General features: G+C 71.4%; 22 protein-coding genes. 7 read left to right on the plus strand and 15 right to left on the minus strand.

Annotation, left to right across the window (positions count from 1 at the left end; translation table 11 throughout):
- Positions 1-85: 85 nt before the first annotated feature.
- Positions 86-853, plus strand: a complete 768-nt coding sequence (locus tag PV796_RS34965) for a TetR/AcrR family transcriptional regulator (protein WP_274917752.1) — start codon at positions 86-88, stop codon at positions 851-853.
- Between the two features lie 82 nt (positions 854-935).
- Here the strand turns inward: PV796_RS34965 and PV796_RS34970 are convergent, their stop codons facing one another.
- From PV796_RS34970 to PV796_RS34985, 4 genes are all read right to left on the minus strand, one after another.
- Positions 936-1,856 (minus strand): alpha/beta fold hydrolase, encoded by a 921-nt coding sequence (locus tag PV796_RS34970; RefSeq protein ID WP_274917753.1) that lies wholly within the window; start codon positions 1,854-1,856, stop codon positions 936-938.
- Between the two features lie 14 nt (positions 1,857-1,870).
- Positions 1,871-2,116: an acyl carrier protein gene (locus tag PV796_RS34975; RefSeq protein ID WP_274917754.1), complete on the minus strand. Its 246-nt coding sequence runs from the start codon at positions 2,114-2,116 to the stop codon at positions 1,871-1,873.
- A gap of 66 nt (positions 2,117-2,182) precedes the next feature.
- Entirely contained in the window at positions 2,183-3,217 is a 1,035-nt protein-coding gene (locus PV796_RS34980) for a beta-ketoacyl-ACP synthase III (RefSeq protein WP_274917755.1), read from the minus strand.
- Between the two features lie 111 nt (positions 3,218-3,328).
- Positions 3,329-4,201 carry a polysaccharide deacetylase family protein gene (locus tag PV796_RS34985; protein ID WP_274917756.1) on the minus strand — a complete coding sequence of 291 codons (873 nt, stop codon included), beginning with the start codon at positions 4,199-4,201 and terminating at the stop codon, positions 3,329-3,331.
- A 276-nt stretch (positions 4,202-4,477) separates the two neighbouring features.
- Between PV796_RS34985 and PV796_RS34990 the strand changes: the two genes are divergently transcribed.
- The gene (locus PV796_RS34990; protein WP_342456974.1) at positions 4,478-6,970 is read left to right on the plus strand and encodes an ATP-dependent Clp protease ATP-binding subunit; all 2,493 of its coding nucleotides are present in this window, start codon (positions 4,478-4,480) and stop codon (positions 6,968-6,970) included.
- Positions 6,971-6,977: 7 nt separating this feature from the next.
- On the opposite strand, the gene PV796_RS34995 is transcribed toward PV796_RS34990, so the two are convergent.
- The 3 genes from PV796_RS34995 to PV796_RS35005 are packed head-to-tail and all read right to left on the minus strand — an operon-like array spanning position 6,978 to position 9,858.
- The gene (locus PV796_RS34995; protein ID WP_274917758.1) at positions 6,978-8,210 is read right to left on the minus strand and encodes a cytochrome P450; all 1,233 of its coding nucleotides are present in this window, start codon (positions 8,208-8,210) and stop codon (positions 6,978-6,980) included.
- A 57-nt stretch (positions 8,211-8,267) separates the two neighbouring features.
- The gene (locus tag PV796_RS35000; protein WP_274917759.1) at positions 8,268-9,635 is read right to left on the minus strand and encodes an NAD(P)/FAD-dependent oxidoreductase; all 1,368 of its coding nucleotides are present in this window, start codon (positions 9,633-9,635) and stop codon (positions 8,268-8,270) included.
- Positions 9,625-9,858, minus strand: coding sequence for a ferredoxin (locus PV796_RS35005; protein WP_274917760.1), 234 nt, complete (start codon positions 9,856-9,858; stop codon positions 9,625-9,627). Before PV796_RS35005 ends, PV796_RS35000 begins: the two co-directional genes overlap by 11 nt.
- Positions 9,859-10,440: 582 nt before the next feature.
- On the opposite strand from PV796_RS35005, the gene PV796_RS35010 reads away from it, so the two are divergent.
- Both PV796_RS35010 and PV796_RS35015 read left to right on the plus strand, forming a co-directional pair.
- Positions 10,441-11,646: an acyltransferase family protein gene (locus PV796_RS35010; RefSeq protein ID WP_274917761.1), complete on the plus strand. Its 1,206-nt coding sequence runs from the start codon at positions 10,441-10,443 to the stop codon at positions 11,644-11,646.
- Between the two features lie 247 nt (positions 11,647-11,893).
- Complete coding sequence (locus PV796_RS35015; RefSeq protein ID WP_274917762.1) at positions 11,894-12,166, plus strand: hypothetical protein; 273 nt, start codon at positions 11,894-11,896, stop codon at positions 12,164-12,166.
- Between the two features lie 43 nt (positions 12,167-12,209).
- Here the strand turns inward: PV796_RS35015 and PV796_RS35020 are convergent, their stop codons facing one another.
- Both PV796_RS35020 and PV796_RS35025 read right to left on the minus strand, forming a co-directional pair.
- Complete coding sequence (locus tag PV796_RS35020; RefSeq protein WP_376562179.1) at positions 12,210-13,442, minus strand: FAD-dependent oxidoreductase; 1,233 nt, start codon at positions 13,440-13,442, stop codon at positions 12,210-12,212.
- Between the two features lie 76 nt (positions 13,443-13,518).
- On the minus strand, positions 13,519-14,745 hold the full coding sequence (locus PV796_RS35025) for a serine hydrolase domain-containing protein (RefSeq protein WP_274917764.1): 1,227 nt from the start codon (positions 14,743-14,745) through the stop codon (positions 13,519-13,521).
- Between the two features lie 203 nt (positions 14,746-14,948).
- Here PV796_RS35025 and PV796_RS35030 point away from each other — a divergent pair, with 203 nt between their 5' ends.
- Positions 14,949-15,386 (plus strand): hypothetical protein, encoded by a 438-nt coding sequence (locus tag PV796_RS35030; RefSeq protein ID WP_274917765.1) that lies wholly within the window; start codon positions 14,949-14,951, stop codon positions 15,384-15,386.
- A gap of 120 nt (positions 15,387-15,506) precedes the next feature.
- Here PV796_RS35030 and PV796_RS35035 read toward each other — a convergent pair whose 3' ends face one another.
- Genes PV796_RS35035 through PV796_RS35045 form a run of 3 tightly spaced genes read right to left on the minus strand, consistent with a single transcriptional unit; the run spans position 15,507 to position 19,221 of the window.
- Positions 15,507-17,642 (minus strand): xanthine dehydrogenase family protein molybdopterin-binding subunit, encoded by a 2,136-nt coding sequence (locus PV796_RS35035; RefSeq protein ID WP_274917766.1) that lies wholly within the window; start codon positions 17,640-17,642, stop codon positions 15,507-15,509.
- Positions 17,639-18,649 carry an FAD binding domain-containing protein gene (locus tag PV796_RS35040; RefSeq protein WP_274917767.1) on the minus strand — a complete coding sequence of 337 codons (1,011 nt, stop codon included), beginning with the start codon at positions 18,647-18,649 and terminating at the stop codon, positions 17,639-17,641. The genes PV796_RS35035 and PV796_RS35040 overlap by 4 nt, the downstream gene beginning before the upstream one ends.
- Positions 18,646-19,221: a (2Fe-2S)-binding protein gene (locus tag PV796_RS35045; RefSeq protein ID WP_274917768.1), complete on the minus strand. Its 576-nt coding sequence runs from the start codon at positions 19,219-19,221 to the stop codon at positions 18,646-18,648. The genes PV796_RS35040 and PV796_RS35045 overlap by 4 nt, the downstream gene beginning before the upstream one ends.
- A 419-nt stretch (positions 19,222-19,640) precedes the next feature.
- Here PV796_RS35045 and PV796_RS35050 point away from each other — a divergent pair, with 419 nt between their 5' ends.
- Together PV796_RS35050 and PV796_RS35055 are read left to right on the plus strand one after the other, a co-directional pair.
- Complete coding sequence (locus PV796_RS35050; protein ID WP_274917769.1) at positions 19,641-20,222, plus strand: TetR/AcrR family transcriptional regulator; 582 nt, start codon at positions 19,641-19,643, stop codon at positions 20,220-20,222.
- 528 nt (positions 20,223-20,750) lie between these two features.
- Positions 20,751-21,932: a helix-turn-helix domain-containing protein gene (locus tag PV796_RS35055; RefSeq protein WP_274917770.1), complete on the plus strand. Its 1,182-nt coding sequence runs from the start codon at positions 20,751-20,753 to the stop codon at positions 21,930-21,932.
- A 168-nt stretch (positions 21,933-22,100) separates the two neighbouring features.
- Here the strand turns inward: PV796_RS35055 and PV796_RS35060 are convergent, their stop codons facing one another.
- The 3 genes from PV796_RS35060 to PV796_RS35070 are packed head-to-tail and all read right to left on the minus strand — an operon-like array spanning position 22,101 to position 24,786.
- Positions 22,101-22,967 (minus strand): TauD/TfdA dioxygenase family protein, encoded by an 867-nt coding sequence (locus PV796_RS35060; protein WP_274917771.1) that lies wholly within the window; start codon positions 22,965-22,967, stop codon positions 22,101-22,103.
- A gap of 14 nt (positions 22,968-22,981) precedes the next feature.
- Positions 22,982-23,941 carry a threonine ammonia-lyase gene (locus PV796_RS35065; protein WP_274917772.1) on the minus strand — a complete coding sequence of 320 codons (960 nt, stop codon included), beginning with the start codon at positions 23,939-23,941 and terminating at the stop codon, positions 22,982-22,984.
- Positions 23,942-23,985: 44 nt separating this feature from the next.
- Complete coding sequence (locus tag PV796_RS35070; protein ID WP_274917773.1) at positions 23,986-24,786, minus strand: GNAT family N-acetyltransferase; 801 nt, start codon at positions 24,784-24,786, stop codon at positions 23,986-23,988.
- Positions 24,787-24,930 lie beyond the last annotated feature (144 nt).

The following is a 24,930-nucleotide window of genomic DNA, read 5'->3' on the forward strand; positions in this document are numbered from 1 at the left end:
GCGAAATACTGCGAACGTTGTTCGCGGTTATGGGGCTATGCTTACCACTGACCGGACGGATGAACCAAGGGGCAGGTGAGGCGAGTTGGCCGGCAAGCGGGATCCGGAGGGGGATGCGGGGGAGACGGTGCTGGTGTGGGAGCGGCCCGCGCGGGGTGCCCGGGGGCCCGCGCCCGAGCGGAGCCGCGAGCAGCTCACCGAAGCCGCGATCGGGCTCGCCGACGCGGGCGGACTGGCCGCCGTCTCCGTTCGGCAGGTCGCCCGGGAACTGGGCACCGGGCCCGCCTCGCTCTACCGGTACGTCGCTGGCCGGGACGACCTGGTGGACCTGATGGTGGACGCCGCCACCGGGGAGATCGATCTCGGCGTGGCGCTTACGGGAGACCCGATGACGGACCTGGTGGCGCTCGCCGCCCGGACGCAGCGGGTCCAACTGCGGCATCCCTGGCTGCTGGAGGTGGCACCGGAGGCCCTACGGGCGGGGCCGCGGGGGCTGGACTACCTGGAGTTCGCCCTGCGCGCGCTGGAACCGGTGGAGGGCCTGACCGGGCCGGCCAAGCTGGAGGCGGTGGGCGTGCTGAACGCCCTGGTCGCGATGGTGTCCGGGGTGGAACTCCGCGCCCGCCGCTCCCCAACGGGCCGTCAGGCGGCACAGGCCGCCTACCTGGCCACGGCCGCCCGAGGGGGCGCGCACCCGCTGCTTGCCCGCGCGTTGAGCACCGGGGCGGCGAACGGCCAGGCCGGCGGGGCGCTCCCCGACGGCGCCGGCCACGCCGCCGACAGCGGGGCCCACTTCGAGCGCGTCGTCCGCCGCGTACTGGCGGGCCTGCTCGCCCCCGACCCGCAGGGCTGACGGCGCCCGGCCCGCCACCGGTCCGGCCCGGGGTGCCGCACGCGGTAACGGCCGGCGGAGGGCAGCACCCGGCAAAACCGCTCTACTGCCTCTGCAACTCCCCGCCGGGCACGCAATACGGCAGCCCGTGTACCGGTTGGTCGCGGAGGAAGCGGGTGACCAGGTCGGCGTATTCGGCCTCGCGTTCCAGGTGGGCCATGTGGTCGGCGTCGCGGAGGAGGAGGAAGGTGCAGTCCTCGATGGTGGCGGCGACGGCCTCGTTCTCCGCCGGGGTGCTGGTGCAGTCGTGTTCGCCGGTGAAGACGAGCGCGGGGACGCCGGAGATGCCGCCGGGTGGGCAGAAGTCGGTGTCCAAGAGGCGCTCATGGCAGGTCGCGTAGCGGAGCGCGGCGCTCTGGGAGTCCCGCATCAACTCGCGCTCCATGAGCCGGGCGGCGGCCGGGCCCTGGGCGACCTCGTGCCGGGTGGCGCCGTTGACGAGGAGGTCGACGACGTTGCGTGCGTAGTCGCGGCGGGCGGCTTCGTCGGCAGGTCGGGAGCCTGTCGTCTCCACCAGTTCGAGGCCCTGGCGGACCACCGCGGTCAGCCGCGGCCCGAGCCGGGGGGCGGCCCCGGCGAGCAGCAGGCGGGCGACGCGGTCCGGGTGCGACTGGGCCAGGCGGTAGGCGATGGGGGTGCCGTAGGAGGCGCCGAGGATGTTGACGCGGTCCGCGCCGAGGTGGTCGATGGCGTGCAGCGCGGCCTCGACCAGGACATCGATGCCGGCGGAGGCGGCCGGGTCGTCGGCGTTTCCGGTGCCCGGCAGGTCCATCAGCATCAGCGTGGTGTGGGCGGTGAGCCGGCGCTCCAAGCGCGGCCAGGAGTACATGTCCTGGAGGGCGCCGCCGATCAGGACGAGCGGTTCGGTGCCGTAACGGCGCCGGGGGGTGAGGATCCGGCATGCGTAGGTCATGTCCCGCAGGGTCAGGGGGATGAGGCGTTCCTCGACCTCCATGGTTTCCATGCCGCGCCTCCCGGCTACGGGGACGGGACGGACGCGGCGGCGGCGCGTTCGGCGACGAGCTCGGCGAGCGCGGCGACGGACGGCGCCGCGGACAGCTCGTCCTCGTCGATCACCAGGCCCATGACGTCCTCCAGCGCCATGGACAGCACGGTGACGGCCATGGAATCGATGCCGGCGCCGGCCAACGACGCTTCCGGGACGAGCGGTTCGCCGGGCAGTCCGGCGCGGGTGATGAGGAGGTCCTTCAACTGCTCGTACATGGTGGTCACTCCCTTACGGGGACGGGGTGTTGGGGCGGTACCCCAAGTGGGGCGGGCGCGCCACGGTCAACGCTCGGGTTCGAGGCCGCCGGGCCACACCAGGGTCGTGGCGGCCCAGGCGAGGCCGCTGCCGAAGGCGACCAGCAGCACCCGGTGGCCGGGGCGGAGGGCGCCGTCGGCGGCGGCGTCCGTCAGGAGCAGGGGGATTGAGGCGGCGGCGGTGTTGCCCACCGACGCGATGTTCGACGGCACCCGCTCCGGCGGGACGCCCAGCGCCTCGGCGACGGCGGCGCTGATCCGGGCGTTGGCCTGGTGGACGATCAGCCGGTCGATGTCCTCCGGGGCCCAACCCGCTTCCGCGGCAGCCTGGTTGGCGGCGGCCGTCATCCGGCGGACGGCGTGCCGGAGCACCTCGTTGCCGCGCATCGTGACGTGGCGTTCGGCCTTCGGTGCGCTGTCCCGGCCGTCGCGGTTCCGCGCGCCGCCGACCGGGATCACGATGGCCCCGGAGCGTTCGCCGTCGCTGCCCCAGACCACCTCGCCCAGGGAACCGGCCTGCCCGGGGCGGCCGGCCTCCAGGACGGCGGCGCCCGCGCCGTCCCCGAAGATCGGCGCGGTCGAGCGGTCTTCGGGGTCGATGACGGCGGACATCGTCTCCGCGCCGATGACCAGCACCCGCCCGGCCGTGCCGGAGCGGATCAGTCCGGCCGCCACGGTCGTGGCGTACAGGAAGCCGGAGCAGCCGGCGGCGAGGTCGAACGCGGCGACGTTGCCCAGCCCGAGCCGGGCGGCGACGGCCGGCGCGGTGGCCGGGCACGGGTGGTCCGGCGTGGTGGTGGCCAGCACCACCGCGTCCGCTCCGGTCACGCCGGCGGACCGCAGGGCGCGGGCGCCGGCCTCGGTGGCGAGGTCGCCGGTGGCCGTCTTCGGGTCGGCGCGGCGGCGCACGGCGATGCCGATCCGCTCGCGGATCCAGGCGTCCGAGGTGTCCAGGTGGGCGCAGAGCTCGTCGTTGGTGACCTCGTCGGGCGGCAGCCAGGCCCCCAACCCGGTCAGTACCGCGGTCGCGGGGGCCGACGCAGTGTCCTCCGACTGATACATAGGGCAAATGTAATCAATCGGGCGCGAGGGGAGAGTGGCGAGCGCGGTGGTGCGTGGCGTTGGGGTGGTGCCCGGTACGGCGGTTGGTGGCCCGCGTACCGGGCGCCGCCGTCAGGCCGGCTGCCCGGCGGTGGTCCGGGCGTAGTGCTCGGCGATCTCGTCGCTGGTGGTCAGCCACACCCCGGGGTGCTGGGCGATGTGCTCCAGCGCCTGGTCCAGGTACGTGTGACGGAACGGCTGGCCGATGACGAACGGGTGCAGCGCCAGCGACATCACCCGGCCGCTGCCGGCCGCGTCGGCGTGGAGCTGCGCCAGCTGGTCCTTGACGATCTGCACGAAGTCGGGGCCGCTGAGGCTCTTGCCGACGAACAGGCTGATGTCGTTGAGCTCGATGGGGTACGGGACGCTGAGCATGCCCGGGACGTTGAGGCGGTAGGGCTGGTCGTCGTTGGCCCAGTCCAGTACGTAGGACAGGCCCAGTTCGGCGAGGAGCTCGGGGGTGCGGAAGGTCTCGGTGAGGGCCGGGCCGAGCCAGCCGCGCGGGCGGTGGCCGGTGGTGCGCTCGATGGTGTCGACCACCTCGGCCAGATAGGCCCGCTCCTCGTCGGGCGTCATGTCCGCCTGGAGGACGGAGTTGTTCTTGCCGTGCGCGAGCCAGGTCCAGTTGCGGGCCCGGCCGGCCTCGATGATCTGCGGATAGCGTTCGCCGACATCGGAGTTGAGCAGCACGCTGGCGCGGATGCCGTGCCGGTCCAGGCTCTCCATCAGCCGCCAGATGCCCACCCGCGGGCCGTAGTCGCGCCAGCCGTAGTTGAGCGGGTCCGGGGTGAGCCCGGTGGTGCCGGGGAAGATGCTCGTCGAGGGCCGGTCGACCTGGTAGTGCTCGATGTTCACCCCGACGTAGAAGGCGATCCGGGCGCCGCCGGGCCAGGAGATCGGGGCGCGTTCGGTGATCGGGCTGTAGTCGTAGAGCTGGTTGTCCATGGGGCTCACCTCGGGTCCGTGGTGGTGCGGTTTCCTCGATCCGCATCGTCGAACCCTCACATTGATGTGAAGGTCAAGCGGGGCCCGAAAGACGGCGGAGGCGGGCCGACTTGGCGCCCTTTCAGTCCTGACGGAGCGGGCGGCACCCCTGTTTGCCGCGGTGGGCCCCGCCTCCGGTCGCCGCCCCGGACCGCCCGGCGAAGAATTGTCCGGGTACGGGCAATCGACTACGGCCGGCAGCACACCACCGTGGCGCTGCCCGCCGGACGGGTGGTCATGGTGACGACTTCGCCTTTCGGGTCCAGCGACCCGTTCTCCGACCTCTTCAACCGCTTCTTCGGCATGAGCCCGGCGGCCTCCCCGCCGGCCGTCCAACGTGTCCCCATCGGGCGCCTGCTCAGCGACTCCGCGCACGAACTCCTGGCTACGGCGGGTAAACGCGCCGCCGAGGACGGTGCCGACCTCGACACCGGCCATCTGCTGTGGGCCGCGACCCAAGTGCCGGCCGCCCGGCACATCCTGGAGCAGGCCGACGCCGACCCCGACCAACTCGCCCAGGACATCGCCCGACAACTGCCCTCCGGCACCGGCAACGGGGAGCCCGCGCTCACCCCGGCCGCCAAGCGCGCACTGCTCGCCGCGCACGCCCGCTCGCAGGCCGCCGGCGCCTCCTACATCGGCCCCGAGCACATCCTCGCCGCGCTCCTGGAGGACCCCCGCTCCGGTCTCACCCAGACCCTCGGCCCCGAGAGCGTGCGGGAACACGGCGCCGCCCGCGGCGACCGGCAGCCCGCGCAGGGCGGCCACGGCGACACCCCGACCCTGGACGCATACGGCCGGGACCTCACCGACGAGGCGCGCAGCGGAAGGCTGGACCCGGTGGTCGGCCGGGCCGAGGAGATCGAGCAGACCGTCGAGGTGCTCTCCCGCCGGACGAAGAACAACCCCGTCCTCATCGGCGACCCCGGCGTCGGTAAGACCGCGATCGTCGAGGGACTCGCCCAACGCGTCGTCGCCGAGGAAGTGCCCAAGGCGCTGCGGAACCGACGGGTGGTCTCCCTGGACCTGGCCGGTATGGTCGCCGGCTCCAAGTACCGGGGCGAGTTCGAGGAGCGGCTGAAGAAGGTCATCGATGAGGTCACCGGCACCGACAAGGGCGTCATCCTCTTCATCGACGAACTCCACACCGTCGTCGGGGCGGGAGGCGGCGGCGAGGGCGCCATGGACGCCGGCAACATCCTCAAACCCGCCCTGGCCCGCGGGGACTTGAGCGTCGTCGGGGCGACCACCATCGACGAGTACCGCAAGCACGTCGAGAAGGACGCCGCGCTCGAACGCCGCTTCCAGCCGGTCATGGTGCCCGAGCCGACCGTCGACGAGACCGTCGAGATCCTGCGCGGCCTGCGGGACGCCTACGAGGCGCACCACCAAGTGCGGTTCACCGACGAGGCGTTGGACGCCGCGGCCACCCTCTCCGACCGCTACCTCACCGACCGCTTCCTGCCCGACAAGGCCATCGACCTCATGGATCAGGCCGGCGCCCGGGTCGGGCTGCGCAGCCTCGACGGCCCCGGCCCGGCCGCCCAGATCGAGGACCGCCTGACCAAGCTCCGCCGGGAGAAGGACGAGGCAGTCAGCACCGAGGACTACGAACGCGCCGCCGCGCTCAAGGAACGCATCCGGCAGGCCGAGGGCGAGCTCGCCGACATCGGCGAGGAGCGCGAACAGGCCGCCAGCGTCACCGCCGAGGACATCGCCGAGGTGCTCTCCGCCCGCACCGGCATCCCCGTCGCCCAGCTCACCGAGACCGAACGCGACCGGCTGATGAAGCTCGAAGACGCCCTGCACGAGCGGGTGATCGGCCAGGACGAGGCGGTCACCGCGGTCTCCCAGGCCGTCCGCCGCAGCCGCGCCGGCATGAGCGACCCGGACCGGCCCAGCGGCAGCTTCCTCTTCCTCGGGCCCACCGGCGTCGGCAAGACCGAACTGGCCAAGGCCCTCGCGGAGTTGCTCTTCGGCGACCCGGACCGGATGATCCGCTTCGACATGAGCGAGTTCCAGGAGAAGCACACCGTCTCCCGGCTCGTCGGCTCCCCACCCGGATACGTCGGCTACGAGGAGGCCGGGCAACTCACCGAGGCCGTCCGCCGCAAGCCCTACAGCGTCGTCCTCTTCGACGAGGTCGAGAAGGCCCACCCGGACGTCTTCAACCTGCTTCTCCAAGTCCTCGACGACGGGCGGCTCACCGACGCCCAGGGCCGCACCGTCGACTTCCGCAACACCGTCATCATCATGACCAGCAACATCGCCTCGCAGCGGATCCTGGCCCACCACGGATCCGTCGACGCGATCCGCGACGACCTGATGAAGGACCTCCAGGCGCACTTCCGGCCGGAGTTCCTCAACCGCATCGACGAGGTCATCGTCTTCCACGCGCTGACCCGCGACGACCTCATCAAGATCGTCGACCTGCTGCTGGAACGCAGCCGGCGCCGACTGCACGCCCAACAGGTCAGTCTGGACGTCACCGAAGCCGCCAAGGAATGGCTGGCCAACCGCGGCTACCAGCCCGAATACGGGGCCCGCCCGCTGCGCCGCACGCTGCAGAACGAACTCGACAACCGGCTCTCCAACATGCTCCTGGACGGCACCCTCAACCCCGGTGACACCGTCCTCGCCGACGTCGGCGACGGCCAGTTGACGCTCACCCTCGAAGAGCAGCCGGCCGGCGGCAAGCCCGCCGGAGAGCCCGCGGACACCGGATCCTGACCGGCGCTCAACCCCCCGCGGCCGCCCCGGCATCCCGCGTGACCAGCAGGTGCCGGGGCCCGCGCAGGATCGGGCTGTGCCGGTACGGCGGCGGGTCCTCGACCAGGCGCGGCTCGACCAGGTGGTGTAGCAGCGCGGCCAGCGCGACCTGGGTCTCCACCCGGGCCAGCGGCGCGCCGAAGCAGTTGTGGACCCCGCTGCCGAAGCCGAAGTGCTGGTTGTCCCGGCGGTCCGGATCGAAGTGGTCCGGATCCTCGAAGCGCAGCGGGTCCCGGTTGCCGGAGGCCAACATCAGGTACAGCGGCGCGCCCTTGGGGATGGTCACCCCCATCACGTCGATGTCGGTCAACGGCGTGCGCTGCGGCAGCATCTGGACCGGCGGTTCGTAGCGCAGCAGCTCCTCCACCGCCGACGGCATCAGTTCCGGCTCCCGGCGCAGCCGGGCCAACTGCTCCGGCTGGCGCAGCAGCGTGAGCATGCCGTTGGTGATGAGGTTGACCGTCGTCTCGTGCCCGGCGATCGTCAGCAGCGGCAACGTCGTCATCAACTCGGCCTGGGTGAGCCGCCCTTGGGGGCCCTCGTCGTGCACCAGGGCGGAGATCATGTCGTCGGTCGGGTCGGCCCGCCGCCGCTCGGCCAGCGCGCCCAGGTACTGCCCCATCGCCATCCGCGCCTCCATGCCGGCGCGCCGCTTCTCCGCGGTGTCCTCGTCGGGGGAGCGGTCCAGGGAGGCGATGACGGTGTTGGTCCAGCCGCGGATCTCGGGCATGTCCTCCTGGGGGACGCCCAGCAGCCGGCAGATGACGGTGACCGGCAGTGGATAGGCGACGTCGTCTACGATGTCGATGCGATCTTGGTCGCGCAGGCCCGCCACCAACTCCCGGGCGATCGCCGCGATGTCGGCGTGCAGCGCGTCCACCCGGCCCGGCGAGTGCGGCGGGCCGAAGGGGCGCATCGTCAACCGGCGCAGCCGGTCGTGCTCGGGGTCGTCGACGCCGATGAAGGACGGCGGCAGGTCGCCCGACCTGGCCAACGCCTCCTCCGGGTCGGTGCGGTGACGCACGTCGGAGCTGATGCGCGGATCGTGCAGCAGCGCGGCGATCTCGTGGTAGGTGCCGACCAGATAGCTGCCGTCGTTCTGCCGCGCCACGCCGTGCTCGCGGAGTTCGGCGTAGAGCGGATAGGGGTTGGGGCGGCTCGCGTAGGCGTTGATCCGCTCCAGCAGGTTCTCCGTGGACATGCGCGGGGCTCTCCTCGTGACGGGGCAGGCGGGGATAGCGGGACGGTCGGCCGTCGGTCAGCCGGCCGGGCGCACCACGGCCAGGCGGCGGTCCGGCAGATGGCCGGTGAGGGCGACGGTCGGGCCGTGCGAGAGCACCTTGGGGTCCGGCACGTCGGAGGGCACGACCATCGGGGACTTGGGGCGGTCGGCCGCGCCCGGCTCCGGGGGGAACGGCGCCGCGGTCTCGATCAGGTGCTGGTAGTGCTCCAGCCACTTGGACCGGTTGATGCTGACCGCGGCGGTGATGCGACCGCGGTAGCCGTATGCCACCACCATCCGGCCGTCCTCGACCGAGCCCTGGGCGAGGGTCACCTGGTCGGAGAAGGTGGGCACGCCGACGGACTTGATGTTCAGGCCGAACTGGCTGGACCAGAAGGCCGGCACGGTCAGGTGGGGGCGCCGCTTCGGTCCGGGGGCGACCATGTTGTGGGCGGCCACCTCCGCCTGTGCCACCGCGTTGCCCCAGTGCTCCAGCGCCAACATCTGGTAGTCGAAGAGCGGATGCGGAAAACGGGCCACGTCCCCGGCCACGAAGACGTCGTCGGTGACGATGCCGTACATGGTGAAGGCCCGACACCCGGCGTCGCAGGCCACGCCGCGCGGGCCGGCGGCCAGTCCGGTGTCCGCCAGCCACTCGGTGTTGCGGACGGCACCCAGGGCGACCACCGCGACGTCGGCCTCGATCCGGCTGCCGTCGGAGAGCTCGGCGCCGGTCAGCTTCCCGTTGCTGCCGGTGAGGGAGGTGACGGTCACCCCGCAGCGCAGATCGACGCCGCGCGCCCGCTGCAACCGGGCGGCGAACGCGCCCAGCGTCCCGCCGAGCGCGCCGACCAGCGGTGCCGGACCGCGCTCGGCGACCGTCACCTCCAGGCCGCGCTCCCGGCAGGCGGAGGCGATCTCCGAGCCGGTGAACCCGGCGCCGATGACCAGCACGCGGCGCGGCCCGGCGTCCAGTCGCTCGGCGAGGCGGCCCGCGTCGTCGATCGTCCGCACCGTCAACACCCCGTCCAGGCGGGCCTCTTCGGGGTGCGGCCAGGGTCGGGCCCGGGTGCCGGTGGTGATCAGCAGTCGGTCGTAGGGGACCCGTTCGCCGTCGGCCAGCAGCACGTCCTTGGTGTCCGGGTCCAGTCCGCTGGCGCGGACCCCCAGCTTCCAGCGGGCGTTCACCGGGTGGCGGGCCGGCAGCCCGACCGAGCCCGCTGGCACCTTTCCCAGCAGCACCTGTTTCGACAGCGGTGGACGGTCGTAGGGCGGGTGCGGCTCGTCCCCGATCACGGTCAGCTCGCCCGCGAAGCCCTCCGCCCGCAGCGTCTCGGCCGCCCGCAGTCCGGCCAGGGACGCGCCGACGATGACGATCCGGCCCTCCTTCAGCTCACCGGACATCGGCCCCGGCCCCCTCGTCGGTCTCGGCGCCGGCCTGTTCGCCGACGAGGATGGCCTGGACGGGGCAGGCGGCCGCCGCGCGGCGCACCCGCTCCCGCTGCTGGGCATCGGGCGCCGGGTGGTAGAGCAGCGCCTCCTCGCCGTGCAGCTCGAACACCCGCGGCGCCAGGAACACGCACTGCGCGTACCCCTGGCACCTGTTGAGGTCGACCACGATCTGCATTCCGCACCATTCCTCCGCGCGAGCCGTCGACTCCGTCCTACTCGCCCGCGGCGGGCGACGCGGGCGCTGCTGGGCCGGAGGGGTGTGCACGAGGAGTGAGGGCGCGCGGCGGCGTTCGACGGCGCTTCGGGGGCGAGGCGGAGGCGGTGGAAGAGCGGGTCCCGGCCCGGTCCGGAAATGCGCGGCGGTGTTCGCGGCCGATTTCCGCGGCCTTCGGGGAATATGCCCCGGCCTCTTACAGCGCAGCATGGGAATGCGGGGCAACGGGAAGGTAGCCGGCGGCTGAAGAGCAGTGGGACGGCGGTGTCGGGGGCGGTGGGCGGTGCCGGAAGCGGAAGTTCCAGCTGGCGTTCCGGCCGGAGTTCCGGTGGCTCGGGACGAGTCGATCGACGGTGCCGGTATCCGTATTGACCCGTAATGTTCGACGACATGCGGGCATCCACCGAAACGTGATTAACGCAACGGTGTTGGCGCGATGCGGATCAAATTTTTGCGATTATTTCAAACGAAGTTGCCTCCTGTGTCCCACCTATGAGATGGGATAGGGGGAACGTTGCCCTACGAACTGTGAGGAACCGCGGGATGGCCTTCGCTGCACCTGGAACTCTGGCCGTACCAGGGAAGGGGCAGGGGCAATCCAGACTCTATGTCCTCGACGGGCTGCGCCTGGTGGCGGCGCTGATGGTGCTGGCCTACCACTACATCACCCTCCGTGATGGTTGGGGCAAGGACCCGCACACCTTCTCGCCGACCATCTACCACCTCTCCCAATTCGGCTGGCTCGGCGTCGAAGTCTTCTTCCTCATCAGCGGATTCGTCATCTGCATGAGCACCTGGGGGCGGTCGCTCGGCGACTTCGTGAAATCCCGGGTCTCCCGGCTCTACCCGGCGTACTGGGTCGGTGTGTTGCTCACCGCGGCGGTGCTGATGATCTGGCCGCACGTGCGGAGCGCGGACAACCTCGAAACGGTGCTGACCAACCTCACCATGCTCCAGCAGGGCGTGGGGGTTTCGGACCTGGACGACGTCTACTGGTCGCTCTTCGTGGAGCTGAAGTTCTACCTGCTCTTCGCCCTCGTCGTGTACCGCGGCGTCACCTACCGCCGGTGCGTGCTCTTCTGCGGGCTGTGGACAGTGGCCGGCGTCGTGGCGCTCAAGGCCGACAGCAACCTCCTGTCGGTCTGGGCGATCGCGCCGTACTCGCCGTACTTCATCGCCGGCATCGCCTTTTATCTGATGCACCGCTTCAAGCCGACCCTGCTGCTCTGGGCGATTGTCGCGGTCGAATTCCTGCTGGCCCAGCACTATGTCCGCGGCCGGCTCATCATGAACGTCGGCGCCAAGGCGAGCATGGCGCACGGCTGGCCGGCTCGGGTGGGGGTGATCCTGGCCTTCGCCATCATGGCGGCCATCGCCCTCGGGGTATTCAACAAGGTGCGCTGGCGCTGGCTGGTGACCGCCGGTTCACTGACCTATCCGCTGTATCTGCTGCACATGTACATCGGATTCACCCTCATCGACCAGTTGCGCCACCGGGTGCCGGCGCTCGTCCTGCTGCCCAGCATTGTCGTCTTCATGCTGCTGCTTTCCTACGCCGTGCACCGGCTCGTGGAACACCCTCTCGGTAAATGGCTGCGGGACGGAATTCAAAAGGGTCTTCAGGAAATGCGGCGGAATTCCAAGAGTCAGGTCGCCTCGGAATCCGCCGCCGCCCCGCCGGGTGCGAAGGCCACGTCCCGGGCGGTCGCCGAGGACTGCCGGGTGGGAACTCAACGGCCGCACGGGTAACGCGTAGGACCGTATGGCACGGCCGGGAAACGGGGCGCAGGCACGGCGCTCGACGTCCTGGTCGTGCGCCGAGCGGCGACCCCCGCGCGCAGGTGGACGGAGGGGGCGCACCGCCGGAACCGGAAAGCTCCAAGAAGGCCCCGGAGGGTGTGAACCCTCCGGGGCCCGCCTTTTAGCGCGCCTTTTCCGGCCGGCCCGACAGGCCGCTGATTGCCAATACGGTGCGTGACCGGGCACCCTGGGCGTCATGTCTTACGTACGACTCGAAGCGTGGATCGGTGGGGAATGGCTGGAGGTGGACGCGATCAGCGTCACCGTGGAGGAATCCGCGCTGACCCTGTCCTTCGAGCGCCAGCGGACCGAGGCCGGATACCGCAGCATGATGTGGGAGCCGCTGGAACACTTCCTGCGCGAATACCGCGAGGAGCCGATAGTCGTCGTTCCGTTGGGCCGCAGCCTGCCGGTGATGTACTCCCCGGGCGACGCCGGTCCGTTCCGGTTGGCGGAGGTGACGGAGTGAGGCTGAGACAAGGCCATGGCCCGGCAGTGCGCCGGGCCATGGGTCAGCGCACCGACTCGACCGGTGGGCGCTCGCGCACCGCGCCGTAGGCGAGGAAGTACGCCGGCACCCGGTTCAGCCAGCGCGATGTGGTGAGCCGCTCGGCCACCCGCTGCGCCCGCCGGGGGTCGTTGAACGGCGGCCGGCCCGCGAGCACCGGCGCGATGATCCGGGAGTGCGCGAACCGCTGCAGCGCCTGCGTCAGCGCCGCGGTCGGCCACCGGCGGCGCTGGACGGCGCGGACGTCCCGCAGGCCCACCGCGCCCGCGCGCAGCGGGCCGACGAGGTGCCGGGCGGCGGCCACCGCGTCCTCCACCGCGAGGTTGATGCCGATCCCGAAGACCGGCGACATCGCGTGCGCCGCGTCGCCGATGCACAGCAGCCCCGGGCGGTGCCAGCGCCGCAGCCGGTCCAGCCGCACGTCCAGCAGCTTCACCTCGTCCCAGGAGCCCAATGCGCGGACCCGGTCGCCGAGCCAGGGGGCGGCGGAGGCGTAGTTCACGGTGAACGACTCCAGGCCGGCGGCGCGGCGGGTGGCGTCCGTCCCCTTGGGGATCAGGGCCGCGCACTGCCAGTAGTCCCCGCGGTCGATCAGGGCGGCCAGCAGCCGGTCGCTGGCGCCGCCCACCAGGCCGTGCGGATCGCCGTTGCGTCGCGGAAGCCGGAACCACCAGGCGTCCATGGGGCAGTTGAAGGTCCGCAGGCCGAGTTCCGGCAGTGTGCGGGCGAGCGAGCCGCGGCCGTCGCAGGCCACCGTCAGCGTCGCCCGCAGGTCGCCGGTGTGGCCGTCGGCCGTGCGGTAGCGCACCCCCACCACCCGGCCGCGCTCCGTCAGGAACGACGTTGCCTCGGTGCTCATCCGGAGGGAGAACGACGGCTCGCGCCGGGCCTCGTCCACCAGCAGGTCGAGCAGGTCCCACTGCGGCACCATGGCGACGTAGTTGAAACGGCCGCGCAGCGCGGCGATGTTGCCGACCGTCGTCAGTGAGCCGTCCGGGCCGAGCGGCAGTTGGACGGTGGTCACCCGGCGCTGCGGTAGCTGGGCGAACCGTTCGCTCAGCCCCAGCTCGTCCAGGAGCGCCAAGGTGGAGGGGTGCACGGTGTCCCCGCGGAAGTCGCGCAGAAAGTCGCCGTGCTTCTCCAGGACCGTCACCGCCACCCCCGCCCGGGCCAGTAGCAGTGCCAGCACCATCCCGGCGGGTCCGCCGCCCACCACACAACAGGTCGTCCGCTCCACCACAACCGCTCCCTTCCACGACGCCCCGGCTCCGCGCGCGGGGGCACCGGCACAGATACCCGGATCGTGGCGGAAATCAGCCGAGCCGTCCGCCGTCCGCAGGCCGCGGCACTCCGCACAGCGCATGGTCGATCAGGTCGGTGGTGGCCCGGATCTGGCGGGCGGCGGTGTCCGGGTCGCCGGGGCGGCTGTGCAGGGAGACGGTGACGGTGCTCCGGCCGTCGGCGGTGGTGGCGGGCCAGACCATGTACCCGTAGCCGTCGCCGCTGTGGCCCCAATAGCCGCCGCCGCAGGTCAACGGGGTCCAGGACAGGCCGAGTCCGTAGCGGCCGCCCCGCGGGGCGCCCGGGTCGGCGGGCACCGCCACCGTCCGGCGCATCTCGGCGAGTTGGGCGGGGGCCAGCAGGCGGCCGCTGAGCAGCGCACGGTAGAACGCGGTGGTGTCCGCCGGCGTGCTGATCAGCGAGCCGTCGGCGTCCCCGTCGAAGGGGAGGTAGGCGAGGGTGGTGTCGATCAGCGGGCCGTTGGGCGTGAACTGCTGGTAGTTGGTGGCGTGCGGGCGGGGGAGGGCGGGGTCGTCGCCCGGGGCGAAGGTGTGGGTCAGGTGGAGCGGGCGGAGGATACGGGTGCGCACCTCGTGTTCCCAGGAGTGGCCGGTGACCGCGCGGATCAGCAGGCCGGCGAGGACGTAGTTGGTGTTGCAGTACTGCCAGCGGGCGCCCGGCTGGAAGGACGGCGGGTGGCGCAGGGCGAGGGCGACGCGCTGCGCGGAGGTGTAGGGGGTCCGGCGGTTGCGGTAGTACTCGGCGGCGCTGGGGTGCGGGGCGACCTCGCCGATGTAGTCCGGCAGTCCGCTGCTGTGCTGGAGCAGTTGGCGCACGGTGATCCGGCGCCCGTCGTTGCCGTGGCCGCGCACCAGGCCCGGCAGCCACCGGTCCACCGTGTCGTCGAGCGACAGCCGCCCCTCGCCGACCAGTTGGAGCACCACGGTGGCCACGAACGTCTTGGTGTTGCTGCCGATCCGGACGTATCCGTTCTGGGGTACGGGGCGTCCGGTGCGGAGGTCTCCGGTGCCGCTGCGGGCGGTGCGGGTCCCCCGGGGCGTCTCCAGGCGGACGGAGACGCCGGTGACGCCGGTGGCGCGCAGGGCGTCGGCGTCCTGCTGGAGTCGGGTGGGCGCGTTGGCCGTGGCCTGGGTGGGGACCAGTCCCGTGAGGACGGCGGCGGCGAGGAGTGCGGCGGCGGCACGGCGCGGGCGGCGGGGCGGGCGGCCCTTGGGGGCGCTCGTCGTGGGCGTGGACATGGCCTCACCGTAGGGAGCGCCGCGCCCTACGGGCCATGCCGCTGGCCTCCGTAGTCGGGTGGGGTTCTCCCCACGGAGTGGAGGGTGGACTTCCGGAACTTCCCTTTGTGCGCGATGTGTTCGGAGGGAACGCATTGCGGCGAATCTCCCTCTTGTGGGGTGGAGGAGGCAGGAGGCCCCCTCCGTCACAGGGGAGGAAAACGATGAAGGAACGAGTCGCGCGGGGGACCCTTGGACGCCGGGGCGGCCGCATCGCCGTCGTGGGCGCCATGGGTGCGGCCGCGGTCGTACTGGCCGTCACCCCGGCGTTCGCCAAGGGCAGCGCCACGCTCAACGTCTCGCCCGGCACCGTCAAGGTGGGCGGCACCGTGCACGTCACGGGTCAGGGCGACAGCGATGCGATCCAGTACGGCAAGTTCTGCGCGGAGCAGCGCCTCGGCACCCACGGTGCCTGGCACACCATCAAGTGCGGGAAGATCGTGGAGATCGCCGGCGCCGAGGCCAAGGTCGATGTGAAGGTCAAGGCCCAGAAGCGCGGCGACCTCCAGTTCCGCGGCGTGCTCTACGGCGTCGACGGACCGGGCGGCGGCCACCCGAGCGCGGACTTCCACACCGCCGTGAAGACCGTCCGCGTGAGCTGAACGGACGCGATAACTCGCCGGTCTCCACGCTGACATGACCGCTGTCCCGGGGGCGGTCGGTCGGCGGAAGTCGAAGAAGCGGGCGCCACCCTCGACGCAGGGGTGGCGCCCGTTGTCGGATCAGTCGAGCGCGGTGCCGGCGGTCAGCACCCGGTCCGGGCGGATCGGCAGCTTCCGGTGGCGGACGCCGGTCGCGTGCCAGACCGCGTTGGCGACCGCCGCCGCGGCGCCCACGATGCCGACCTCACCGATGCCCTTGATGCCGACGGGGTCGTGCTCGTCCGGGTCGTCCACCCAGTCCGCCTCGACGAGCGGGACATCGGCGTTGGCGGCCACGTGGTAGCCGGCGAGGTCGGCGCCGACATGGCTGCCGAAGGCCGCGTCCAGGGACGCCTCCTCGTGCAGGGCCATGGACAGCCCCCAGATCATGCCGCCGACCAACTGGCTGCGCGCGGTCAGCGGATTGACGATCCGGCCGGCCGCGAAGACGCCCAGCATCCGCCGGACCCGCACCTCGCCGGTGGCGACGTCCACCGCGACCTCGGCGAACTGCGCCCCGAACGCGTGCCGTTCACGGGGCGGCAGCGCGCCCAGGGCCTCGGTGGTGTCCGAGCGCACGGTGATCCCCTGGGGCGGAATGCTGCCGCCCAGGGCCAGTTGGGCGCGCAGATCGCGGGCGGCGAGCTCGACCGCCCAGGACCAGGAACGGGTGCCGGCCGAGCCGCCGGCGAGCATCGCCGGGCCGAAGTCGCTGTCGCCGATCCGGACCGCCACCCGCTCCGGAGCCACCTCCAACGCGTCCGCGGCGACCAGGGTCAGCGCGGTGCGCGCCCCGGTGCCGATGTCCGCGGCGGTGATCCGCACGGTGAAGGTGCCGTCCGCCTCCGCCGTCACCGCCGCCGTGGACGGGCCGGCCAGAGTGGGGAACGAGGCGGCCGCGGTGCCCGTCCCGAGCAGCCAGCGGCCGTCCCGGCGCGCCCCCGGACGCGGATCGCGGTCGGCCCAACCGAACCGGCGGGCGCCCTCGTCGAAGCAGGCCAGGAGCCGGCGGCTGCTGAAGGGCAGCCCGGAGATCGGGCCCACCTCCGGCTCGTTGCGGGCGCGCAGCGCGATCGGGTCGATGCCGCACTTCTCGGCGAGCTCGTCCAGCGCGCACTCCAGCGCGAAGGAGCCGGGCGCCTCGCCGGGCGCCCGCATCCAGGTCGGGGTCGGCACGTCGAGCCGGACCACCCGGTTGACGGTGTGGTGCGCGTCGGCGTCGTACATCGCGCGGGCCACGTCCGCGCTCCGCTCGACGAACTCGTGCACCGTGGACGTCTGGTTCAACCCCTCGTGGTGCAGGGCGCGCAGCCGCCCGTCGGGGTCGGCGCCGAGCCGGACCCGCTGCGCGGTGGGGCTGCGGTAGCCGACCAGCGAGAACATCTGACGTCGCGTCAACACGACCCGGACCGGGCGGTGCAGGACCGTCGCGGCCAGCACCGCCACCACCTGGTGCGGGCGGCACCCCTTCGCGCCGAAGGCGCCGCCGACGTGCTCGGAACGCACCCGCACCGTGGCCGGGTCGAGCGAGAACAGCAGCGCCAACTCCCTGGCGACGTGCCGGCTGCCCTGGTTGGAGTCGATGACCTCCAGCCGCCCGTTGTCCCAGTAGGCGGTCGCGGCGTGCGGCTCCAGCGGGTGGTGGTGCTCCTCCGGAGTGCTGTACTCCGCGTCCAACACGACGGCGGACGCGGCGAACTCGTTGGCCAGGTTCCCCTTCGTCGCCTCGGTGGCGAACCGCGGGCTGCTCTCCGGCTCGTACGTCGCCGGGTGCCCGACGGCGAACGCCACGTCGTGCGGCTCCTCGTCGTACTCGACGAGGAGCGACTCGGCGGCCTCCCGGGCCTGTTCGGAGGTCTCGGCGACGACCAGCGCGACCGGCCAGCCCGCGTAGGGCACCCGGTCGTGCTGGAAGACCTGGAGCGCCGGGTCGGGCGTCCCCATCGGGGCGGCGTAATCGGACTCCAGGGGCTGGGCGTTGCCGTGGTGCAGGACGGTCAGCACGCCGGGCATCGCCAGGACGGCGGCGGTGTCGAGGGCGCGGATCCGGCCGCGGGCGATGGTGGACACCACCAGCCAGCCGTGCGCGAGCCCGGCGAGGGGCACCTCGCCGGCGTAGCGGGCCGCGCCGGTCACCTTGTCGCGGCCCTCCACGCGGGTGTGCGAGGTGCCGACGGCGGCGCTCGCCGCGGTGTTCGTGGTGGTCGTGACGGTCATCGGGTGGCCTCCTCGGTCCGCCGGCTCTCCTCGGCCAGCTCGGTCAGCACGGCGACGACGAGATTCCGGATCAGCGTCACCTTGTATCCGTTGTCGGACAGCGGCTCGGCGGCGGCCAGTTCGGCGTCGGCCGCGGCGGCGAACGCCTCGGCGGTCGCCGGCCCGCCGAGCAGCGCCCGCTCCGCCGCGCGGGCCCGCCACGGCCGCGACGCGACCGCGCCGAACGCCAGCCGGACCCCGCGGACGGTGCCGTCGTGGACGTCGAGGGCGGCGGCGACCGAGCCGATGGCGAAGGCGAACGACGCCCGCTCGCGCACCTTGCGGTACCGCGAGACGGCGGCCAGCGGCGCCGGCGGCAGGGCGACGGCGGTGATCAGCGCACCGGGTGGCAACGCGGTCTCCCGATGCGGAGCGTCCGCCACCGGCAGGTACAGGTCCGCCAGTGCCAACTCGCCGGCGCCGTCGGCCGTTTCGTAGTGCACGACGGCGTCGAAGGCGGCCAGTGCCACGCCCATGTCCGAGGGGTGGACGGCCACGCAGTGGGACGTGGCCCCCAGGATGGCGTGGTTGCGGTGCTCGCCGGCGACCGCCGGGCAACCGCTGCCGGGCGCCCGCTTGTTGCAGGGCTTGGTCACATCGGCGAAGTAGCCGCAGCGGGTGCGCTGGAGGAGGTTGCCGCCCACCGTGGCCATGTTGCGCAGCTGCCCCGAGGCGCCGGCCAGCACCGCCTGGGCCAACGCCGGGTAGCGGCGCCGCACTTCGGGGTGGGCGGCCAGGTCGCTGTTGGTGACGGTCGCACCGATCCGCAGCCCGCCGTCGTCGGTGACCGCGATCCCGTCGAGCGGCAACTCCCGCACGTCGACCAGGAGCACGGGCCGCTCCACCCCGCTCTTCATCAGGTCGACGAGGTTGGTGCCCCCGCCGAGGTACCGGGCCTCCGGTTCGGCGCCGAGCAGCGCCAGCGCGCCCGCGACGTCGAACGCCCGCCGGTAGTCGAACTCCCTCATGCCGCGCCCTCCACGTCCGTCGCCACCATGCTCACCTTGCGGGCCGGGTCCTGCGCCGCCCGGGCGACCGCCCGGACGATCGAGACATACGCACCGCAGCGGCACAGGTTGCCGCTCATCCGCTCCCGGATCTCGTCGGCCGTCAGCGGTACCGGGCCGGCCTCCGGGCGGACGTCGGCGGTGACCGCGCTGGGCCAGCCCGCGGCGTGCTCCTCGATCGCGGCCACCGCGGAACAGATCTGCCCCGGCGTGCAGTAGCCGCACTGGAAGCCGTCGAGGTCGAGGAACGCCTGCTGCACCGGGTGCAGTTGGTCCCCGTCCGCCAGGCCCTCGACGGATGTGATCTCCCGCCCCTCGGCGGCCACCGCGAGCTGGAGGCAGGAGACCACCCGGCGGCCGTCGAGCAGCACCGTGCAGGCGCCGCACTGCCCCTGGTCGCAGCCCTTCTTGGTGCCGGTCAGGTCGAGCCGCTCGCGCAGCGCGTCGAGCAGGGTGGTGCGGTTGTCGACGGGCAGCGTGTGCTTCTCGCCGTTGATGGTCAAGGTGATGGCACCGGCCGTCGATGGGGCCATGGTCTGCCTTCTTTCGCGTCTCGCGCGGCGAACGGGCGCGGCGGGTCCCGGTCGGGGCCGGCGGCCCACCGCGTTCGGTCAACGGATCGGATCGGCTCCGCCGGGCGGAAACGCTCGACGGAGCCGAGAAGTTGGGGGCTGGGGGGTGGTGGTGCGCTGGGTCGCGGCGTCGGAAGGGATATGGGGTGGGCTCGGGGGGCACGCTGGAGGGTGGCACATCGACTGCTGCGGTGGCTTCCGGGTTCCCCAACGGGTCGTCCCACCGCTCCTCTGCCGCTAGGGTGTGATCCACAAGCGGACAACCGTCCACTGACGTGGAAACCTAACGGACAGTTGTCCGGTTAGCAAGGTGGAGTGTCCGTCGGTGGCCGGCCGCCCAACAAGCCCCATCCATCGGTGCCTTACCGCGAGGAGGACGCGTGCCCCGGCCCAAGGACGCGCCCCTGCGCACGGACGCGCAACGCAACCGCGACCGCATCCTTAAAGTGGCCCTGTCCGAACTGACCCGCTGCGCCGACGTCCCACTGAGCGCGATAGCCAAGAAGGCCGGGGTCGGACAGGGCACGTTCTACCGCAACTTCCCCAACCGCGAGGCCCTCGTCCTGGAGGTCTACCGCCACGAGGTCCAACAGGTCTGCGACGCCGCCGCCCACCTCCTGGCCACCCACCCGCCGGACCGGGCGCTGCGCGCCTGGATGGACCGCCTCGCCCAGTACGCGATGGCCAAGGCCGGCCTGGCCGCCGCCCTGCGCAAGGCCACCACCCCGCACGGCACCTTCGCCGCCGTCGCCCGCGGTCCCCTCACCGCCGCCCTCGCCCTCCTCCTGACCGCCAACGAAGCCGCCGGCACCATCCGCCCCGACATCACCCCCGAAGACTTCCTCCTCGCCATCGCGGGCCTGTGGCAACTCGACCCCCACAGCGACTGGTCGACCCGCGCGGGACGCCTCCTCGACCTGGTAATGGACGGGTTGCGGGCGGGGGCTTTGGGCGGGGGGTGAGACTTCGCAGTCTCGACGGTCGAACGGTGAGGTGGAGATCAGGGGAAGTGTTGTTCGCCTCCCCTGGCGCGTTGTTCAGGGGCTTCTCCATCGGTTATCCGAAAGGCGACCTCTTCGGCTCCGTCGGGCGGGACGGGGCTGGTGTCCTCGTATCCGTTGCCGAGGTGGTCACTGGTCACTGATCACTGTGAGGATGGTTCCGGATCTCCCGCGCCGCGGAGCAGGCGGCAGCCCAGTCATTCCGCTTTCGCGCTTGGCCCCGCTGAACGTCAAGCGCAGCGCAGACCTTGCAGTCTGACGCTGGAGTGCCCTCCAACAGCCAGCCGTCTAACGGCAGCTCGACGGGCTTCTGTGAATAGCTGACGGGGTCGGTCATTGCGGTCCTCCGCTGCTCTGTGGCGTGTCACCGAATCAACGCCCTTTTGAGGGCAGGGAACTTGCACATCGTTTGCACAGAAGTCGTGTGGGTATCCGCTTGGCCTGTGACGATGGTTGACAGGACCTGCGCTCGCGAGGAAGACCAAGCCCATGAGCACTACTGACCTTGCACCCGGCGGCAATCTGGCAGTGTTGCGGAAGGCTCACGGAAAGTCCCAGGGAAGGCTGGCCAAGGACGCCAATGTCTCGCTGTCCCTGCTGAGCAAGATCGAAGTAGGGGACCGGGCACTGACGCCCGCGGTGGCCGCCGCTGTCGGCAAGGCGCTCGGCGTGTCCATGGCTGAGGTGCTGGGGAAGTCTTCGGTGGCACAAGAGGATGAAGCGCGACTCTCGACGCTGCGCTCGGCCTTGAGGGACTACGACCTTCCTGGTAGGCGGCGGGTCGACGAACAGCAGATCAGCGCCGCGCTGGCGGTAGCCGGGCAGCACCGTGACGCGGTGGACGTGACGCAGTTGCTGGGGATGCTCCCGGGGCTTCTCAGGGCTGCAACGGCGTACGCACACACCGCCAACACCCTCGATGCGTGGATGGCGCTCTCGGAGACGTACAGCACGGTGTACTGGCTTGCTGCGCGGCACCGGTGGATGGACATGGCGGAGCTGGCGGTGACGCGCCAGCGGTGGGCCGTGGAGCAGAAGCCCAACCCGCTCGGGGAAGCGCTCGCCGCTCGTGACAGGGCGGGGGTGTACCTGAACTTCGGGGAGATCGAAACCGGACTCGCGATCGTGGATCGTGCAGTGTCGGCTGCGCAGACTTCACTGTCCGGTAGGGACCGGGATATCGCTGTGGGCATTCTGAATCTTCGGGGAATGACGCTTGCCGGCAGGCTTGAGGACAAGCGTGAAGCGGCACGGGAGGCTGACCGGCACATCCGGTCGGCACGGAACGCGACCGCAGCGTTCAGCGCGGAAGTCGACGTGCACGGCCTGACGATCGGGCCACAGAACACGTTCACTCATGAACTGGCCACTCGCGTTGACTTGGGGAAGCCGCGGGACGCGTTGAGGCTGACGGACGACCTCGATGTGGCGCTGGTAGGTCTACCGCCCACCCGTGTCGCTCCGACACGGATCAACGTGGCTCGCGCGCAGCTCGACGTGGGTGATCGGGACGGGGCGCTGGAAAACCTGGGAATTGCCTGGGAAGTAGCTCCCCAGATGGCGCGCATTCATCCGATGGGCCGTGAGGTCTTCAGAGTGGTGTCGTCGCTGCACAGGAGGAGTAACGCGAAGTTGTTGAAGCTGTCGCAGCTCTCGGGTATCGAGATCTGATCAACGCGTGAAGGCCGGCTGGGTCTGCCGCGGAGGCGGAAGCGGAAGTCGGAGTTGCCGAGTGGTGAGTCCAGCGACAACCGCCGGCAAGAACTCCCCGAAACCCAGGCCGCGTCGCGCCCCCGTGCAGGGTGGGGGCGTGACGCGGCGGGTGGGGGGTGATGTTGGTCAGAGCTTCAGGAAGGGCTTTTCGCCGGCGATGTTGATGCGGTGCATCAGGCGCTCGTGGGGGAAGTAGTCCGCGACCGCGAGGTGCTGGGTGCAGCGGTTGTCCCAGACGACGAGGTCGCCCTGGGTCCAACGGTGGCGGTAGATCAGCTCGTTGGTCTCGATGTGGCGGCAGAGGAAGGCCAGCAGGGCGCGGCTCTCGGACTCGGTGACGCCGTTGATCCGCGTCACGTACGGGTTGGAGATGTACAGCGCGCGGCGGCCGGTCTCGGGGTGGGTGCGGATCAGCGGGTGTTCGACGGGCTCCTGGTCCGCGAACTGCTGGTCCGGGTCGATGCCCTTCTTGCGCATCGACTTCTGGAGGTTGCCGTAGTCCGGGCCGAACGCCTTGCGCACGTCGTGCGTCGCGGTGAGCTGGAGCAGCAACTCCTGCATGGGCGCCGACAGCGTCTCGTACGCCAGGTACATGTTGCCGTAAAGGGTGTCCCCGCCGACCTTGGGCGTGATCTTGGCGTAGAGGGCGGTGCCGAGCGGGGGTTCGACCCAGCCGCTGTTGTCGGTGTGCCAGTCGTTCAGGCCCGGCGGCTTCTGCTCGTTGTTGTGGAGCACCATCACCTCGGGGTGCCCCTCAACGGTCATCGGCAGCAGGTGGCTGTGGGTCAGTAACGGCCCGAAGCGCGCGGTGAACGCCTTCTGCTGCTCGACCGTGAAGTCCTGGCCAGGGAAGACCAGCACGTTGTACTGGTGGAAGGCGTCCAGGACCGTCTTCCACGCCTCGGCGGAAATCTCCTGGGAGAGGTCGAGGCCCTCGACCCGGGCTCCGATGGCGGGGCTTACCGGCTCGATGACGGGGAGGTTGTTTCCCATGGCGATATTGCTCCTCAAGGTGAAACGGGTGCAGTGAGCGACTGACCGGCGGTGGTCAGGGTGTGCAGCAGGACGTCGGGGTCGATCACGCCGCCGCTGACGACGGCTACGGGGTTGCGCCAGCCGAGCGAGGCGGAGTGCTTCAGCGCGGCTGCGTACGCCGCGGCTCCCGCGCCCTCGCAGACGATCTTGTCGGTGAACGCCAGGGACGTCAGCGCCTCCGCGACCTCCTGCGGCGTCACCGTGAACACCCCGGCCAACTTGTCCTTCAGCCGCTCGAATTGAGCGGGGATGACGAAACTGGCGCCGATGCCGTCCACGAAGGAGCGCTCGTACTCCACCTCCGTGGGGCGGCCCGCGCGCAGCGAAGCGGACAGCGGGGCTCCGGTGCTGATCTCCACGGCGTAGACGGGGACTTCCAGGTAGGTCGCCAGGCTGTAGGCGAGGTTCCCGCCGCCGTACGGCACCAACACCGCGTCCACGTCCGGGAGATCCTCCTGGATCTCCATGCCGATCGTGGCGATGCCCAGCGAGACGTACGGGTCGCTCTCGGAGGAGAGGAAGAAGCCGGGCAGGTCGGGGAAGGCGGAGGAGACCATGGTGCGGCGCCAGACCGGGTACGGGACCGCGACGATCCGGGTCCTGGGGTTGTACGCCAGGATCTGCGACCGCTTCGCCTCCGGGATCGAATCCGGCACCACCACGGTGTACGCCAGATCCAGCTCCGACGTCACGTGCGCCAGGCCCTGCGCGAAGTTGCCCGAGCTGCCGGTCACGACGCCGTCGCGGACGATCCGGGCCCACAGCTCCGGGCGGTACTGCCGGTACGCGTGCAGTGCGCTGAGCGCACCCCGGGCCTTGAACGAGTTGGTGACCTGAAGGTTCTCGCACTTCAGGTGGATGTCTACCGGGCTCTGCGCCGTCGCCCGCAGCAGCGGTGTGCGCCGGATGTGCGGGCCGATGAGTTCGCGCATGCGCCGTACCGAGGCATGCGAAATGTCCTCGGATAACAGGGGTTTCAGCATGTGGCTTTCGCTATCGAGTAGGAAAATTCCTCGGTCAGACCCAGCTTCCGGGCCAGTGAGATGCTCGGCGTCTTGTCCTCGTGGCACGTGATGACGGAGCGCAGACCCCGCTCGCAGCCCCAGTGGTTGACCGCGCCGAGAACCACGAACGCCAGGCCCTTGCGGCGGTGGTCGGGGTGGATGTGGGTGCCGAGCTCGTTCAGCCCGCCGCCGAGGACGCCGTGCGCGTCTGCCGCCACCCGGCCGTCCTGGACCAGGGCGAAGCCGACCGCATGCGCGATGTACTGGGCGGCGTCCGTACCGAAGATGCTCCGGGCCATCGGGGATTCGAGGCCGGAGAAGGTGTCCGCATCGATCCGCACCAGCTCGTAGCCGTCGGGGACGGCCGGGGGCGGGGCGATGTAGCCGTCACGGGGGTGCGTGAAGTGCAGGCGCTGTCCCGTGGTGAAGCCGGCCCGCTCCGCCCAGGCACCGTTGTCGGGGCCCGGCGGGTGGACAAGCTGTACTTCGCCGTGCCCGGCGAGCAGCCTCTTGGCTTCGGCGAAGAAGGCGGGGGTCAGGGCCCCGGCGGCGAGGCAGAACGGTGCGGTGGTGGCGACCAGACAGGCCACCGGCGCACCGTTGTGGAACTGCGCCCAGGCTCGGCCCGGGATGGCTCCGTCGATGACCGCACGGGCGAAGGCCAGGTTGGGATGGTCGGGGGCGAACAGCGGGACCAGACGCGGCAGGTCGGCTGCGGCCACCTCGACCAACTGTGCCCGGTCCATGTCGGGGGCCGGCGGGGCAGTGCTCATTGGTTCTCCATCGGGGCTCTCCACAGCGTTCGGAAACAGGGTGGGCCGTACGCACAGAGGTTCGACTGTAGGTCCTGCAAGACCCTACAGAGCGTCTGGTGGCTCAACTTAGGGGGGTATGGGGGCACATAGGGGGGTGTAAGA

Source organism: Streptomyces sp. WZ-12, from assembly GCF_028898845.1.
GTDB lineage: Bacteria > Actinomycetota > Actinomycetes > Streptomycetales > Streptomycetaceae > Streptomyces.

What these genes read in the sequence shown, in the direction of transcription:
- PV796_RS34970 (WP_274917753.1), bottom strand. Translation starts at nt 1,856, where the DNA reads ATGGAAACCATGGAGGTCGAGGAACGCCTCATCCCCCTGACCCTGCGG.
- PV796_RS34980 (WP_274917755.1), bottom strand. Translation starts at nt 3,217, where the DNA reads ATGTATCAGTCGGAGGACACTGCGTCGGCCCCCGCGACCGCGGTACTG.
- PV796_RS35030 (WP_274917765.1), top strand. Translation starts at nt 14,949, where the DNA reads ATGAAGGAACGAGTCGCGCGGGGGACCCTTGGACGCCGGGGCGGCCGC.
- PV796_RS35040 (WP_274917767.1), bottom strand. Translation starts at nt 18,649, where the DNA reads ATGAGGGAGTTCGACTACCGGCGGGCGTTCGACGTCGCGGGCGCGCTG.
- PV796_RS35065 (WP_274917772.1), bottom strand. Translation starts at nt 23,941, where the DNA reads ATGCGCGAACTCATCGGCCCGCACATCCGGCGCACACCGCTGCTGCGG.
- PV796_RS35015 (WP_274917762.1), top strand. Translation starts at nt 11,894, where the DNA reads ATGTCTTACGTACGACTCGAAGCGTGGATCGGTGGGGAATGGCTGGAG.
- PV796_RS35010 (WP_274917761.1), top strand. Translation starts at nt 10,441, where the DNA reads ATGGCCTTCGCTGCACCTGGAACTCTGGCCGTACCAGGGAAGGGGCAG.
- PV796_RS35045 (WP_274917768.1), bottom strand. Translation starts at nt 19,221, where the DNA reads ATGGCCCCATCGACGGCCGGTGCCATCACCTTGACCATCAACGGCGAG.
- PV796_RS35070 (WP_274917773.1), bottom strand. Translation starts at nt 24,786, where the DNA reads ATGAGCACTGCCCCGCCGGCCCCCGACATGGACCGGGCACAGTTGGTC.
- PV796_RS35060 (WP_274917771.1), bottom strand. Translation starts at nt 22,967, where the DNA reads ATGGGAAACAACCTCCCCGTCATCGAGCCGGTAAGCCCCGCCATCGGA.
- PV796_RS34975 (WP_274917754.1), bottom strand. Translation starts at nt 2,116, where the DNA reads ATGTACGAGCAGTTGAAGGACCTCCTCATCACCCGCGCCGGACTGCCC.
- PV796_RS35005 (WP_274917760.1), bottom strand. Translation starts at nt 9,858, where the DNA reads ATGCAGATCGTGGTCGACCTCAACAGGTGCCAGGGGTACGCGCAGTGC.
- PV796_RS35000 (WP_274917759.1), bottom strand. Translation starts at nt 9,635, where the DNA reads ATGTCCGGTGAGCTGAAGGAGGGCCGGATCGTCATCGTCGGCGCGTCC.
- PV796_RS34990 (WP_342456974.1), top strand. Translation starts at nt 4,478, where the DNA reads ATGGTGACGACTTCGCCTTTCGGGTCCAGCGACCCGTTCTCCGACCTC.
- PV796_RS35055 (WP_274917770.1), top strand. Translation starts at nt 20,751, where the DNA reads ATGAGCACTACTGACCTTGCACCCGGCGGCAATCTGGCAGTGTTGCGG.
- PV796_RS35035 (WP_274917766.1), bottom strand. Translation starts at nt 17,642, where the DNA reads ATGACCGTCACGACCACCACGAACACCGCGGCGAGCGCCGCCGTCGGC.
- PV796_RS35025 (WP_274917764.1), bottom strand. Translation starts at nt 14,745, where the DNA reads ATGTCCACGCCCACGACGAGCGCCCCCAAGGGCCGCCCGCCCCGCCGC.
- PV796_RS34985 (WP_274917756.1), bottom strand. Translation starts at nt 4,201, where the DNA reads ATGGACAACCAGCTCTACGACTACAGCCCGATCACCGAACGCGCCCCG.
- PV796_RS34995 (WP_274917758.1), bottom strand. Translation starts at nt 8,210, where the DNA reads ATGTCCACGGAGAACCTGCTGGAGCGGATCAACGCCTACGCGAGCCGC.